General features: G+C 60.1%; 11 protein-coding genes. 8 read left to right on the top strand and 3 right to left on the bottom strand.

The window, feature by feature from the left end; all coding sequences use genetic code 11:
- Positions 1-227: 227 nt before the first annotated feature.
- Positions 228-1184, bottom strand: a complete 957-nt coding sequence (locus ACWKV9_RS21675) for a LysR family transcriptional regulator (RefSeq protein WP_483838148.1) — start codon at positions 1182-1184, stop codon at positions 228-230.
- Between the two features lie 127 nt (positions 1185-1311).
- Between ACWKV9_RS21675 and ACWKV9_RS21670 the strand changes: the two genes are divergently transcribed.
- The gene (locus ACWKV9_RS21670; protein WP_483838147.1) at positions 1312-2493 is read left to right on the top strand and encodes a fumarylacetoacetate hydrolase family protein; all 1182 of its coding nucleotides are present in this window, start codon (positions 1312-1314) and stop codon (positions 2491-2493) included.
- A gap of 12 nt (positions 2494-2505) precedes the next feature.
- Here the strand turns inward: ACWKV9_RS21670 and ACWKV9_RS21665 are convergent, their stop codons facing one another.
- Positions 2506-3558, bottom strand: a complete 1053-nt coding sequence (locus ACWKV9_RS21665; RefSeq protein WP_483838146.1) for a LacI family DNA-binding transcriptional regulator — start codon at positions 3556-3558, stop codon at positions 2506-2508.
- Positions 3559-3746: 188 nt separating this feature from the next.
- Between ACWKV9_RS21665 and ACWKV9_RS21660 the strand changes: the two genes are divergently transcribed.
- Both ACWKV9_RS21660 and ACWKV9_RS21655 read left to right on the top strand, forming a co-directional pair.
- Positions 3747-5531 (top strand): IlvD/Edd family dehydratase, encoded by a 1785-nt coding sequence (locus ACWKV9_RS21660; RefSeq protein WP_483838145.1) that lies wholly within the window; start codon positions 3747-3749, stop codon positions 5529-5531.
- A 326-nt stretch (positions 5532-5857) separates the two neighbouring features.
- On the top strand, positions 5858-6706 hold the full coding sequence (locus ACWKV9_RS21655; protein WP_483838144.1) for an oxidoreductase: 849 nt from the start codon (positions 5858-5860) through the stop codon (positions 6704-6706).
- A 117-nt stretch (positions 6707-6823) separates the two neighbouring features.
- Here the strand turns inward: ACWKV9_RS21655 and ACWKV9_RS21650 are convergent, their stop codons facing one another.
- Positions 6824-7729: a LysR family transcriptional regulator gene (locus tag ACWKV9_RS21650; RefSeq protein WP_483838143.1), complete on the bottom strand. Its 906-nt coding sequence runs from the start codon at positions 7727-7729 to the stop codon at positions 6824-6826.
- A 138-nt stretch (positions 7730-7867) separates the two neighbouring features.
- On the opposite strand from ACWKV9_RS21650, the gene ACWKV9_RS21645 reads away from it, so the two are divergent.
- From ACWKV9_RS21645 to ACWKV9_RS21625, 5 genes are all read left to right on the top strand, one after another.
- Entirely contained in the window at positions 7868-8875 is a 1008-nt protein-coding gene (locus tag ACWKV9_RS21645) for a zinc-binding alcohol dehydrogenase family protein (protein ID WP_483838142.1), read from the top strand.
- A 212-nt stretch (positions 8876-9087) separates the two neighbouring features.
- Positions 9088-9330, top strand: a complete 243-nt coding sequence (locus ACWKV9_RS21640; RefSeq protein ID WP_062384761.1) for an exodeoxyribonuclease VII small subunit — start codon at positions 9088-9090, stop codon at positions 9328-9330.
- Entirely contained in the window at positions 9327-10214 is an 888-nt protein-coding gene (ispA, locus tag ACWKV9_RS21635; RefSeq protein ID WP_483838141.1) for a (2E,6E)-farnesyl diphosphate synthase, read from the top strand. The genes ACWKV9_RS21640 and ispA overlap by 4 nt, the downstream gene beginning before the upstream one ends.
- Before the next feature lie 215 nt (positions 10215-10429).
- The gene (gene dxs / locus ACWKV9_RS21630; RefSeq protein ID WP_483838140.1) at positions 10430-12331 is read left to right on the top strand and encodes a 1-deoxy-D-xylulose-5-phosphate synthase; all 1902 of its coding nucleotides are present in this window, start codon (positions 10430-10432) and stop codon (positions 12329-12331) included.
- Positions 12332-12431: 100 nt separating this feature from the next.
- Positions 12432-14315: a TonB-dependent receptor domain-containing protein gene (locus tag ACWKV9_RS21625; RefSeq protein ID WP_483838139.1), complete on the top strand. Its 1884-nt coding sequence runs from the start codon at positions 12432-12434 to the stop codon at positions 14313-14315.
- Positions 14316-14467 lie beyond the last annotated feature (152 nt).

Raw genomic sequence — 14467 nt, 5'->3', positions numbered from 1 at the left:
CCTGATTGTTTTTATTGGGAGTGAAGCAGTGTGGCGTGACGAGCGATGTTACCGGTAACAATCCGGTTAATCCAGAGTCGGTGGGGACTTGCTCGATGACATGTTTCGATTGAGTGATAACGGCGCGTTATCGGGGTGAAAGGCAAACCTCACATGTTCGCTGTTACAGGAACGTGCCCGCCTGCGGCGTCGTCAGGTGATAAGTCTGCCGCTGGTATGCCGCTTTCCTAATCAATCCCCTGCAATGATTTCGCGTCGCGTGCATTCTTAAAAAGGATCTCGGCGAACTCCAACGCCGCACCCAGTAATGGCTCGCCCTTACGTGTGAGGATGCCGTAGTCCTGGGGGGCAAGTTTCAACGAGGTATTGAGGATCGTCAGCAGACCGCTCTCCAGATGCGGCCCGACCATCGATTCCGGCAACATAGCGACCATCGGCCCCGACTGCAGGACCTGTAGAAAGGTCTGCATCGAAATCGTATCCACGGTGTTCTTGGGCGTGGCAATGCCCGCTTTCGCAAACGCCTGTTCCATTCGCGCACGAATGGGCGTGCCAATCGGGTACATGATCCACGGCCATTTACCCAGTTCTTCCAGCGGTGTTTCGTCTTGCTGCGTCAGCGGGTGCCGGCTGTTGACCACCATACAAAAAGGTTCTGGCGCCAGCGCACGGAAGTCATAGATCTGCTGTTGATTTTCATGGGTGAAACGGGCGACGGCGAGATCGAGCTTTTTGTCCTCAAGCATCTCCATCAGGTGGTCGCTCGTTTGCTCCACCACCTCTATCGACAGCAGCGGCCAGCGCTGCTTGATCTGCACAATGGCGTCCGGAAGCACCACGGCGGTTGCCGCAAAAATCGCCCCGACCTTCAAAAAACCATGACCACCTTCGCGCAGGCTGCTGATTTGATCGACGAACTTACTCGCGTCATTCAGGGCGATCTGCGCGTAGCGCAGCACATGTTCGCCCAAAGCCGTGGGCGGCATATTACGCGGCAGCCGCTCGAACAAATCAAAGCCCAGCTGCTTCTCTATCTCGCGCAGCATCTTGCTCACGGCGGGCTGGCTGAGGTTCATGTGCTGCGCGGCTAGGTGCATGTTGCGGGTGCGCGCCAGCGTGTCGATCAGCATCAGATGCTTGTACTTCAGCCAGTTGCACAGGTGCGGCAAGGAGATATCGGACACGAAGATGACCTCAGCAAGCGATAACCCAGTGTTATCGATAATTGAGCAGATGTCATTGGAGTTTATCGGGCCCGGTCATTAGCGTGAAACTTTCCATAACAAGAATTTCAGCTCAAGGACTTCGCCCATGCCCCTCCAACTGACTCCTGAAAACTCCCTGCCTGCCGATGGTTTGAGTGGCACGCTGATTGGTCGCGCCTGGGTGCCGGGCAATGTTGCCGGGCCTTCTGCGGTAGTGCTGCGCGCCGACGGCGTGTTTGATGTATCCGAGCGTTTCGCCACCTTGAGTGAGCTGCTTGAATCCGAATCGCCCTTGCAGGCCGTGCGCCAGATCCAGGGCACATTGGTCGGCAGCGTCGAAGACCTGCTGGCGAACTCCGGCACTCATCCGGACCTCAATAAACCGTTTCTGCTCGCCCCTGCCGATCTGCAAGTGATCAAGGCCGCTGGGGTGACCTTTGCGGCCAGCATGATCGAGCGCGTGATCGAGGAGCAGGCCGCGGGTGATCCGGCCAAGGCCGAAAGCGTGCGCGCGATTGTACACGCGGCAATTGGCGACAACCTGCGCAGCATCAAGCCGGGCTCCGAACAGGCGACCAAACTCAAGGCGCTTTTGATCGAGCAGGGCATGTGGTCGCAATATCTGGAAGTCGGCATCGGGCCAGACGCAGAAATCTTCACCAAAGCGCCGGTTCTGGCGGCCGTGGGCACTGGCAGCGAAATTGGTATTCACCCCAAATCCGAATGGAACAACCCGGAGCCCGAAGTGGTGCTGGCGGTCAACAGCCGCGGACAGATCCACGGCGCGACCCTGGGTAACGACGTCAACCTGCGGGATTTCGAAGGCCGCAGTGCGCTGCTGTTAAGCAAGGCCAAGGACAACAACGCGTCATGCGCCATCGGCCCGTTCATTCGCCTCTTCGACGAGACGTTCAGCATGGATGACGTGCGCAATTGCGTGGTCGAGTTGCAGGTCAAAGGCGAAGACGGTTACGTGATGAAGGGCTCAAGCTCGATGTCGCAGATCAGCCGCGACCCGGAAGACCTGGCCGCGCAGACCCTCAACGAAAACCACCAATACCCGGACGGCTTCCTGCTTTATCTCGGCACCCTGTTCGCGCCCACCGAGGACCGCGACAACGTTGGCGGCGGCTTCACCCACAAGCTGGGCGATCAGGTAAGCATCAGCAGCCCCCTGCTTGGCAGTCTGCATAATCAGGTGACCCACAGTAGCAAGGCCAAGCCCTGGACCTTCGGCGTCGGCGCGCTGGTGCGCAATCTGGCGGCGCGGAATCTGTTGTCGCGTTGAGTGCTGACTCAATCAGGTGCTTTCACGAGCGAGCACCTGATAACCGACGGCAATGCTTTCTTTTGGTCGATCAGTCCTCGAGCGCAGCGCATCGGCGCTGGCGATCAACAGTTCACCGGCGCGACGACCAATACCGTAAGGGTCGACCGCGACAGTGCTGATCGTGGGGTTGCAATAGCGCGACACTTCAAAATCGCCGAAGCCCGCCACTGCGATGTCCTGCGGCACGCGAAGGCCCTGACGATGACACTGCATGATCGCCCCGAACGCTGACAGATCACTCACGCACATCACCGCCTCGGTGTCTGGCCACTTTTCCAGCAACCTGCGCACTGACTCGCCGCCATGACTCATGGTGATTGGCGAGTCGCCGTATTCCATCAAGCGCGGCTCGCCCAAGCCCAGCTCGGCCACGGCTTGAAGGTAACCCCGCTGGCGCTGCTGACCTCGATGATCCAGCGGGGATGCGCCGCCGATGTAGCCGATGCGTCGATAACCGCGCTGGTGCAAATGCGCCACCATCGCGGCGGCAGCTTGCGCGTTGGAAAACCCCACGGCCTGATCAATGGGCTGCTCAGGCAGGTCCCAGGTCTCCACAACCGGCACTTGCGCTTGGTGCAGCAGCTTGCGAGTGATGTCCAGGTGCGCGGCGCCAGTGAGCATTACACCCAGTGGGCGGTGGCGCAGCAGCGTGCGCACCAGCAGTGCTTCCTGTTCGAGGTGGTAATCGGTATCGCCAAGCAACAGGCACAAGCCTTTCTCGCGCACGACATCGTTGAGCCCGCGCACAGTGTCTGCAAAGTTGGAGCTGACCAGCGAGGGCACCAGCGCAACGATGAATTCCGAGCGGCCGCTGGACAGCGTGCCCGCCGACGCATCCGGCAGATATCCGAGACTGTCGATGGCGGCCATCACGCTGTCGCGGGTCTTGTCGGAAACCTCGCGACCGGCCAGCACGCGGGATACCGTCATCTTCGAGACGCCCGCCAGTTTTGCCACGTCGGCCATGCGCGGTGCAGCAATGCGTTGCTCGGGGATGCTGCTGCCAGGGACGTCCAGACTCATTGAGTGCCTTCTAAGGGGAGATAAAGCGCTCCCGATTATACATAGCGCCAATCCTGTCGGAGGCGGGATACAGCACAGCTGAAAACACAACAAAGCGGTTTACAAAATGAATTCGCACAAGCAATGTTACCGGTAACAAATATAAATAAGCAGCTTTCAGGGCTGCTAATACTCAAGAGACCTGAGCCATGACCGACCTTTCAAAACGCCGCCTGCGCAGCCAGAACTGGTTCGACGACCCCGAACACGCCGACATGACCGCGCTCTACGTCGAGCGCTACATGAATTACGGCCTGACCCGCGAAGAGTTGCAGTCCGGTCGTCCCATCATCGGCATCGCGCAGACCGGCAGCGACCTTGCGCCGTGCAATCGTCATCATCTGGAACTGGCCAAGCGCGTGCGGGAAGGGATTCGTGACGCGGGCGGGATTCCGATGGAGTTTCCGGTGCATCCCATGGCCGAACAAACCCGTCGACCCACGGCGGCTCTGGATCGCAACCTGGCGTATCTGGGGCTAGTGGAAATCATGCACGGCTACCCCCTCGACGGCGTGGTGCTGACCACTGGTTGCGACAAAACCACCCCGGCCTGTTTGATGGCGGCGGCGACTACCGATCTGCCGTCGATTGTTTTGTCCGGCGGGCCGATGCTGGACGGTCGGCACAAGGGCGAACTGATCGGCTCCGGCACAGTGTTGTGGCATGCGCGCAATCTGATGGCGGCTGGCGAGATCAACTATGAAGGCTTCATGGAAATGACCACTGCCGCGTCGCCATCGGTGGGTCACTGCAACACCATGGGCACCGCGCTTTCGATGAACGCGCTGGCCGAAGCGCTGGGCATGTCGCTGCCTGGTTGCGCAAGCATTCCGGCGCCGTATCGCGAGCGCGGGCAGATGGCCTACATCACTGGCAAACGTATTTGCGACATGGTTCGCGAGGACATGCGGCCGTCGCAGATCATGACCCGCGAGTCCTTCGAAAACGCCATTGCCGTGGCCTCGGCGTTGGGGGCTTCGAGCAACTGCCCGCCGCATCTGATCGCCATTGCCCGGCACATGGGCATCGAGTTGAGCCTGGACGATTGGCAGCGCATCGGCGAAGACGTGCCGCTTTTGGTGAACTGCATGCCCGCTGGCAAATACCTGGGCGAAGGTTTTCACCGCGCGGGCGGCGTTCCGGCTGTCATGCATGAGCTGCAAAAGGCCGGGAAACTGCACGAAGACTGCGCCTCGGTCTCAGGCAAAACCATTGGAGAGATCGTACGTACGACGGTGGCGAGCGATGCTGATGTGATTCGCCCGTACGACGACCCCCTCAAGCACCGGGCGGGCTTTATCGTGCTCAGCGGTAACTTTTTCGACAGCGCGATCATGAAGATGTCGGTGGTCGGCGAGGCTTTCCGCAAGACCTATCTGTCGGAACCGGGCAACGAGAACAGCTTCGATGCGCGAGCCATCGTGTTCGAAGGGCCGGAGGACTATCACGCCCGCATTAATGACCCGTCCCTTGAGATAGACGAACGCTGCATTCTGGTGATTCGTGGCGCAGGGACGGTAGGTTATCCGGGCAGCGCGGAAGTGGTAAACATGGCGCCACCCGCCGAGCTGATCAAGCGCGGGATCGATTCGCTGCCGTGCTTGGGGGATGGCCGACAAAGCGGGACCTCGGCCAGCCCGTCGATTCTCAATATGTCGCCGGAAGCGGCCGTCGGTGGAGGCTTGGCGCTGCTGAAAACCAACGACCGACTGCGGGTGGACCTGAACAATCGCAGCGTGAACGTGCTGGTGTCGGACGAGGAAATGGCAGAGCGGCGGGCGAGCTTCGTACCGAGCATGCCGCCATCGCAAACGCCGTGGCAGGAGTTGTATCGGCAACTGGTCGGGCAGTTATCCACAGGCGGCTGTCTTGAACCGGCGACGTTGCATCTGCGGGTGATCGCCAGAAGCGGAGAGCCACGGCATTCCCATTGATTGGAGATCAAGCACAACCTGTAGGAGCGAACTTGTTCGCGAGGCGCCATGCCTGAGACACCGCATGAAGTGCTCGCCAACAAGTTGGCTCCTACAGAGGTTTGGATCTCGGGCGTTGCTGATTTTTCGATCCGACACAGCACCTGTAGGAGCGAACTTGTTTGCGAGGCGGCGTGCCTGAGACACCGCATGAAGCGCTCGCCAACAAGTTGGCTCCTACAAGACCGCGCGTCATCCCACACCAATGGCACCACGCGCAGGTTCGGCGGTCGCATTCAAAGCAGTATCAATCCCTGGAACTCACTTCTGAATGAGGAAATCCCGGCATGACTTCATCGACGCAAAAACCCGTCTGGTTCATCACTGGCTGCTCCACTGGCTTTGGCCGCGAGCTGGCCATGCACACCCTGAGCCTGGGCTACCCGACAGTCGTCACCGCGCGTAATCCGCAGCAGGTCGAGGACATCGTCAAAGGTCACGAAAGCAATGCGCTAGTGCTCAAGCTCGATGTCACCGACGCCGCGCAAGTGGATGCTGCGGTGAAGGCCGCCACTGAGCGTTTCGGCCAGATCGACGTGCTGGTGAACAACGCGGGTGTCGGCTACTTTGGCGCGTTCGAGGAAAGCGACATCAGCGAAGTTCGGCAGATGTTCGAAATCAACGTCTGGGGCTTGACCGCGATGACCCGCGCCGTGCTGCCCGGCATGCGCAAGCGCCGATCTGGCACGGTGGTGAACATCTCATCGGTGGGCGGACTGGTAGCGTTCCCGTCGCTGAGCTTTTACAACGCCTCCAAGTTTGCGGTGGAAGCGCTTTCAGAATCGCTGTCTCAGGAAGTCGAGCCGCTGGGCATCAAGGTGCTGCTGGTCGAGCCCGGACCGTTTCGCACCGATTGGGCAGGCCGCTCAGCCAACCAGGCCACCAGCACGATTGCCGATTATCAGGAAACGTCCGGCAAGCGCACCGAAGCTACCCGCAGTTATAGCGGCAACCAGCCGGGCGATCCAAAGCGCGCCGCCGTGGCGATCGTCGATACCGTTAACGCGCCGAACCCGCCATTGCGCCTGTTGCTGGGCAAAATTGCAGTGGGTGTCGCGCAAGGCAAGCTGAAGACGCTGAGCAAGAATTTCGACGACTGGACCACAGTCAGCGAGAGCGCGGATTTCCCTGAGTAAACGCATCACCCCTGTAAACGCGCAATCTCTGTAGGAGCGAACTTGTTCGCGAGGCGGTGTGCATGAGACACCGCATGAAGTGCTCGCCAACAATTTGTCACCTACAGGGGTCCTTTTTCAGATCAGCTTCGGCAAACCCGCCTGCATCTCGGCAAACCGGCTGCGCAGCAACGAATGCAACTGCTGTATCGCTGGAGAAAACTGCTTGCGGTGCGGGCACACCAGGTTCAACGGCGTCGGTTCGCCGGGATAATCCGGCATCAGTACTTCCAGCCGCCCTGCGCGCACGTCCTCGCTGACATCCAGCCACGATTTGTAGGTGATGCCCTCCCCTGCAACCGCCCAACGCCGGGCGACGTCGGCGTCATCGCTGAACAGCGGTCCCGTCACACTCAGCGCCCGAGAGCCGATCCGCCATTTGTCGTAAATACGCCCGCTCAAGGTGTACAGCAGACAGTCATGACGCAACAAGTCATCCGGCGTTTGCGGACGTCCATGGCGCGCAAGGTAATCCGGAGCGGCCACCAATACCCGCCTGTTCCACGGTGCGAGGGGCAGCGCGATGTAGTTGGCGTCCTCGATCACGCCGTAGCGGATCGCGACATCGACTGGATCGCGAAACATGTCTGCGACTTGATCAGACAAAAAGAACCGCATGGCCAGCGCCGGGTGTTGCCGCCGAAATTCGGAGAGCCACGGCAGCAGGATATTGCGTCCCAGGTCCGAAGGCGCTGCCACTTGCAGCACTCCACGCAATTCGGCGCTTTCGCGGCGCAGTTTCTCACGGCCATCTCTCAGCGCATCAAGCACGGTTTGCGCGGTGGGCAAATATTGTTCGCCCTCAAGGGTCAGGCGCAGGCTGCGCGTCGATCGCGCGAACAACCGAATATCCAGTTCGCGCTCCAGACGCTTGATCGCCGCCGCCACTTGCCCCGGCAGTAAATCTACCTCCCGCGCAGCATTTGAAAAGCTGCCCAGCGCCGCCGTGCGAACGAAGAGATTAAGATCGTCGATGCGGATCATTTTCACTCCAGCTGTGAAAGTGTTCGCGCATTCTGCCGGTTTTTCTTTTCCGCAGCGAAGGTGAATATGGGGTCACTAATTTGAATGAATGTCCGCTGCGGACGTTCGAACGTTTTTACGCCTTGAAAAGGAAGCCTCATGAAAGCCATCGCCTTTACCCAACACGGCCTGCCCATCGAAGACCCGAACGCGCTGATCGACATGGATCTGCCCAAACCTACACCGGGTCCTCGTGATCTATTGGTAGAAGTACGGGCCATTTCCGTGAACCCGGTGGACACCAAGATCCGCGCCGGTTCTGCGGCCACCGAACCGAAAGTTGTGGGTTGGGACGCCGTCGGCACCGTTCGTGAAGTGGGCAGCGATGTGACGTTGTTCCAGCCAGGCGATGAGGTGTTTTACGCCGGTTCCATTGCTCGCCCGGGCAGCTACAGCGAATTTCATCTGGTGGACGAACGCATCGTCGGGCACAAGCCCAAATCGATTAATGATGCCCACGCTGCTGCCCTGCCGCTGACGTCGATCACCGCTTGGGAGTTGCTGTTTGATCGACTGGGCGTGCCTGAAGGTGGCGGTGAAGGTGACAGCCTGTTGATTGTCGGTGCCGGCGGCGGTGTCGGCTCGATCCTCGTGCAACTGGCGCGGCAGCTGACCAAAATGACGGTGATCGGCACCGCTTCCCGCCCTGAAACCAGCGACTGGATCAAGCAACTCGGCGCGCATCATGTGATCGACCACAGCAAGCCACTGGTTGAACAACTGGAGCAGATCGGCATCGGCCAGGTCAGCCATGTCGCCAGCCTCACACACACTGACAGCCACTTCGCCCAACTGATCGAAGCCCTGCGCCCACAAGGCAAACTGGCACTGATCGACGACCCGAAAACCCTCGACGTGATGCCGATGAAGCGCAAGGCGCTGTCGCTGCATTGGGAACTGATGTTCACTCGCTCGCTGTTCGAAACGCCGGACATGATCAAACAGCACGAACTGCTCAACCGCGTTGCCGACCTGATCGATCAAGGCGTGCTGAAGACCACGCTGGGCGAGCATTTTGGTGCGATCAATGCGGCTAACCTGCGTCGTGCCCATGCGGTGATCGAAAGCGGGAAAGCTAAGGGCAAGATCGTGCTGGAAGGGTTTTAAGCAACGCAGATGACCTGTAGGAGCGCGCTTGCCCGCGATCGCCGTATGTCTGTAATGACTACGTCGTCTGACACACCGCAATCGCGGGCAAGCGCGCTCCTACAAAGTTTCGGCGCAATCGGGTCGCCATGCCCGATCGGCGCCGTTGATTTGCCCCAATGCCCCCGCTCTGCTAGTGTCGCGCCCGTTTAACGTCTACCGGGATAGCCGCCATGGCCCGCAAGAAAGCTGCACTGGATTTCGAACAGTCCCTCACCGATTTGCAAACGCTGGTTGAGCGTCTGGAGAACGGCGAGCTGTCGCTGGAAGATTCGCTGACCGCGTTCGAACAAGGCATCCGCCTGACCCGCGAATGCCAAAGCGCCCTCGCCCAGGCCGAGCAAAAGGTTCAGGTATTGCTGGAACGTGATGGCGAACTGGCCGAAGAACCCTTCGACGCAGAACAACCCGAATGATTTCCGACTATCAGGCCCTCAGTCAGGCGCGCGTGAATACGGCGCTGGACAGTCTGTTCGTCGCACCCAGCCCTGAACTCAACCGCCTCTACGACGCCATGCGCTACAGCGTGATGAACGGCGGCAAACGCGTACGACCGCTGCTGGTTTACGCGGCCTGCGAAGCCCTCGAGGGCAACGCGGACGAGGCTAACGGCGCCGCCTGCGCGGTTGAACTGATTCATGCCTATTCATTGGTGCATGACGATCTGCCGGCCATGGACGACGATGATTTGCGTCGCGGCCAGCCCACGACTCACAAGGCTTTTGACGAAGCTTGTGCGATTCTGGCCGGTGATGGCCTGCAAAGCCTGGCCTTCAGCGTGCTGACCGATCCGCGCCTCACGCCTCACTCGGCCGAAACACGTCTGAGCATGGTCAGCACCCTGGCTCAAGCGGCCGGGCCGGCGGGCATGGTCGGCGGTCAAGCCATCGATCTGGGCTCGGTCGGACTCAAACTCGACCAGACTGCGCTGGCCTTCATGCACCGGCACAAGACCGGCGCGCTGATCGAAGCCAGTGTCCGGCTCGGCGCCCTCGCCAGTGGCAATGCCAGTCAGGTTCAGCTCGATGCGCTGCAAATCTACGCACGCGCCATTGGCCTTGCGTTTCAGGTGCAGGACGACATTCTCGATGTCGAGAGCGATACCGCCACCTTGGGCAAACGTCAGGGTGCCGACATCGCCCGCGACAAGCCGACCTACCCAGCGCTGCTGGGGCTGGACGAAGCCAAACTCTACGCCCTAGAACTGCGTGATCAGGCGCTGACTGCGCTGGACGCGTTCAACTCCGCCGCCGAACCGTTGCGGGCGCTGGCGCGATACATCGTTGAACGCCGCAGCTGATTTCACCTTTGTAGGAGCGCGCTTGCCCGCGATGGGGCCCGTTCAGTCAATATGTTTGTGACTGACCCACCGCAATCGCGGGCAAGCGCGCTCCTACAAGTGCATACCCCCCGCGCCCCGCTTGCGCAATCTGAGCATCCATCGGTTGCAGTTCATGTGCAGCATGCGATGCATCAGGTAAACTGCTGCCTCTTTTACGGATAACGATTCGCCTGATGCCCACGACGTTCAAAGAGATTCCCCGCGAGCGCCCGTCCACGCCTCTGCTCGACAGTGCAGTGACGCCGGATGGCCTGCGCCGGTTAGGTGAAGCAGAGCTCGAAGCCCTGGCTGACGAACTGCGCCTGGAGCTGCTCTACACCGTTGGCCAGACGGGCGGCCACTTTGGCGCCGGCCTTGGCGTGATCGAACTGACCATTGCTCTGCATTACGTATTTGATACCCCCGACGACCGGCTGGTCTGGGACGTCGGTCATCAAGCGTATCCGCACAAAATCCTCACCGGGCGTCGCCAGCAGATGTCGACCCTGCGCCAGAAAGGCGGCGTCGCAGCCTTCCCGCGTCGTAGCGAGAGCGAGTACGACACCTTCGGCGTTGGCCACTCCAGCACCTCGATCAGCGCGGCACTGGGCATGTCTCTCGCTTCGCGCCTGCAAGGCAGCGACCGCAAAGCCATCGCCGTGATCGGGGATGGCGCACTGACCGCTGGCATGGCTTTCGAAGCGCTGAATCACGCGCCGGAAGTCGCCGCAGACATGCTGGTCATTCTCAATGACAACGACATGTCGATCTCGCGCAATGTCGGCGGGCTGTCTAACTACCTGGCCAAAATTCTTTCCAGCCGCACCTACACCAGCATGCGCGAAGGCAGCAAAAAAGTGCTGTCGCGTCTGCCCGGCGCGTGGGAAATCGCCCGCCGTACCGAGGAATACGCCAAGGGCATGCTGGTCCCCGGCACACTGTTCGAAGAGCTGGGCTGGAACTACATCGGCCCAATCGACGGCCACGACCTGCCGACGCTGATCGCCACCCTGCGCAATATGCGTGACCTCAAAGGCCCGCAGTTCCTGCACGTGGTGACCAAAAAGGGCAAAGGATTCGGGCCAGCCGAGGTCGATCCAATCGGCTATCACGCCATCACCAAGCTCGACCCGCTGGATGCACCGGCCGCAGCGCCCAAACCAGCCAGCGGGCCGAAGTATTCCGGCGTGTTCGGCCAATGGCTGTGCGACATGGCCGAAGCGGACTCGCGTCTGGTCGGCATCACGCCAGCGATGAAAGAAGGCTCGGACCTCGTTGAGTTCAGCGAGCGCTTCCCAGACCGTTATTTCGACGTGGCGATTGCCGAGCAGCACGCAGTAACGCTCGCCGCTGGCATGGCCTGCGAAGGCTCCAAACCGGTTGTGGCGATATATTCGACCTTCCTGCAACGCGGCTATGACCAACTGATTCACGACGTCGCGGTGCAAAATCTCGACGTGCTGTTCGCCATCGATCGCGCAGGTCTGGTGGGCGAAGACGGCCCGACCCACGCAGGCAGCTTCGATCTGTCATTCCTGCGCTGCATCCCCGGCATGCTGGTGATGACGCCAAGCGATGAGAACGAATTGCGCAAAATGCTCAGCACCGGTCATCTGTTCAAGGGTCCGGCAGCCGTGCGTTATCCGCGCGGTACCGGCCCGAACGCGGTGATCGACAGCAATCTTGAGCCGCTGGAAATTGGCAAGGGCATCGTCCGCCGTAATGGCAGCAAGGTCGCGATTCTGGTCTTTGGCGTTCAACTGTCCGAGGCGCTGAAAGTGGCCGAAAAGCTGGACGCTACCGTAGTCGACATGCGCTTCGTCAAACCGCTGGACGAAGCACTGGTTCGTGAAATGGCCGCCAGTCACGACCTGCTGGTGACCGTCGAAGAAAACGCGATCATGGGCGGCGCCGGTGCGGCGGTCAGCGAGTTTTTGGCGCGGGAAGACATTCTCAAGTCAGTGCTGCACCTGGGCCTGCCAGATGTTTACGTCGAGCACGCCAAGCCCGCACAGATGCTGGCCGAATGTGGACTGGATGCAGCCGGGATTGAAGTGTCGATCACCAAGCGCCTACAAAAAATCCTGCCGATTTAACGCAAAACTCTGTAGGAGCGAACTTGTTCGCGAGGCGGTGCAACTGACACACCGCATCAATCCTCGCCAACAAGTTGGCTCCTACAGTTCAGGGTTCCCCATGACACTCCCCCGCCTTGCTCTGACCCTTTCGCTGCTTCCTTGCGCCCAGGCCTTCGCCGACGCGCCCTCCCGCGATGACGCGCTAAAGCTGCCAGACGTACTCATCAGCGCCAATCGTCAGGTTGAAGAACGCAGCGCCAGCACGGCCGCCAACAGCGTGTTCACCCGCGAAGACATCGACCGCCTGCAACCGACCAGCGTCACCGACCTGCTCAATCGCGTGCCCGGCGTGCAAGTGGCGCCCAGCGGCGGACGCGGGAGCCTGCCAGGTATTTACATTCGCGGTACCAAAGCCGCGCAAAGCCTGGTGCTGGTAGATGGTGTGCGCATCGCCAACGCGACCTCGGCCGACAGCGCGCTGCAGTATTTGAACATCGATCAGATCGAGCGCGTGGAAGTGCTACGGGGTTCGCGTTCGGCCATTTATGGGGCGGATGCGATTGGTGGGGTGATTCAGATTTTCACCCGGCGCGGTGGCGAGCAACCGTTGCAAGCGCGGCTGCACATGGGCGTTGGTAATCACGGAGCAGCGCAACGCAGTCTTGGGTTGTCGGGAGGCGACGCGAAAACCCGCTTCAACCTCGGTGCCAGTCTCGATGAAACCCAAGGCATCGATCGCACCGGAACGTCATTCGCCAGCGACAATGACGAAGACGCCTATCGCAACAAGTCAGTGAGCCTGAACCTCAGCCACCAGTTAAGCGACGATGTAGAGATCGGCATGAGCGCGCTGGATAACCGCGGCAAAACCGAATTCGACAACCCCTTCGGGCTGTTCGACCCGGTCACGTTCAACAGCGTCGGCCAGCAGCAATACAGCGATTTCGAGCTCAGCAGTCTGGGCACTTACCTGGACATGCGCGTCAATGAACACTGGAAAACCCGGCTTGAACTGAGCCACAGCGAGAACCGCGAGAAGACCTTCGACAAGCTCAGCACCGATGGCTACGTGTTCAACACCTACCGCGATTCGGTGAACTGGCAGAACGACCTGGCGCTTAACGATCAGCACAGCCTGATGATTGGCGGCGACTGGTACGAAGATCGGGTCAACAGCAGCACGCCGTTCGACGAAGACAGCCGCTGGAACCGCGCCGTGTTCGTGCAGCACCGATTCAAGGGTGAACACTTCTCCACGGAACTGGGCGTGCGTCGCGACCAGAACCAGCAGTTCGGCAGCCAGAACACCTGGAGCGGCACGCTGACCATGCCTCTGAATGAGCGCAACGACTTGCTGCTGTCCTACAGCGAAGGCTTCCGAGCGCCAACGTTCAATGATCTGTATTACCCCGACTTCAGCAATCCGGATCTCAAGCCCGAACACTCGAAAAGCTACGAACTGCAATGGCGCAGCCGCGTGAGCGAGACCACCCAGCTGGAGGCTTCGCTGTATCGCACGGACCTTGAGGACGCCATCGCGCTGGATGCCAATTTCCGCCCGGAAAACATAGGGTCGGCGCGCATTAACGGTTTTGAAGCGTCCCTCAAGCAGCAGGTGTTGGGCTGGAACGCAGATCTGGGCGTCTCGATCATCGATCCTCGCGACCGAGACACCGGGCGAACACTGAACCGCCGCGCACGCCGGACGTTGAATCTGGACATGGACCGGCAATTTGATCGCTTAGGTCTAGGCGCCAGCTGGCAGGCGGTCAGCGGTAGTTACAACGACGAGGCCAACCAGCAATCCATCGGTGGCTACGCACTGTTCGGCCTGCGCAGCAGTTGGAAGGCCAGCGATGAAGTGAAGCTGGAATTCAAGATCGACAACGCCCTCGACAAACGCTATAGCCGAACGCTGTACAGTTTTGATGGCGCCAATTATGGCTATCGAGAAGAGGGTCGGACGTGGCTGTTGGGCGTGACCTGGACGCCGGAGCTGTAGGCGAAACGAGGCTTGGTCTGATAGCCGCTGTAGGAGCGCGCTTGCCCGCGATTGCGGTGTGTCAGTCAGGAATTAATGTCTGAACGGCTGCCATCGCGGGCAAGCGCGCTCCTACAATCAATAATCAGTGGCCAAGCGTGAACAATCACCGC

This window comes from Pseudomonas corni (genome assembly GCF_057128765.1).
The sequence above is the reverse complement of the archived record's forward strand: the minus strand, read 5'-3'. Positions and strand labels throughout refer to the sequence as shown.

Excerpts from the sequence above, each read along its gene's own strand:
- ACWKV9_RS21670 (WP_483838147.1), top strand. The coding sequence starts at position 1,312 with ATGCCCCTCCAACTGACTCCTGAAAACTCCCTGCCTGCCGATGGTTTG.
- ACWKV9_RS21665 (WP_483838146.1), bottom strand. The coding sequence starts at position 3,558 with ATGAGTCTGGACGTCCCTGGCAGCAGCATCCCCGAGCAACGCATTGCT.
- ACWKV9_RS21660 (WP_483838145.1), top strand. The coding sequence starts at position 3,747 with ATGACCGACCTTTCAAAACGCCGCCTGCGCAGCCAGAACTGGTTCGAC.
- ACWKV9_RS21655 (WP_483838144.1), top strand. The coding sequence starts at position 5,858 with ATGACTTCATCGACGCAAAAACCCGTCTGGTTCATCACTGGCTGCTCC.
- ACWKV9_RS21650 (WP_483838143.1), bottom strand. The coding sequence starts at position 7,729 with ATGATCCGCATCGACGATCTTAATCTCTTCGTTCGCACGGCGGCGCTG.
- ACWKV9_RS21645 (WP_483838142.1), top strand. The coding sequence starts at position 7,868 with ATGAAAGCCATCGCCTTTACCCAACACGGCCTGCCCATCGAAGACCCG.
- ACWKV9_RS21640 (WP_062384761.1), top strand. The coding sequence starts at position 9,088 with ATGGCCCGCAAGAAAGCTGCACTGGATTTCGAACAGTCCCTCACCGAT.
- ispA (WP_483838141.1), top strand. The coding sequence starts at position 9,327 with ATGATTTCCGACTATCAGGCCCTCAGTCAGGCGCGCGTGAATACGGCG.
- dxs (WP_483838140.1), top strand. The coding sequence starts at position 10,430 with ATGCCCACGACGTTCAAAGAGATTCCCCGCGAGCGCCCGTCCACGCCT.
- ACWKV9_RS21625 (WP_483838139.1), top strand. The coding sequence starts at position 12,432 with ATGACACTCCCCCGCCTTGCTCTGACCCTTTCGCTGCTTCCTTGCGCC.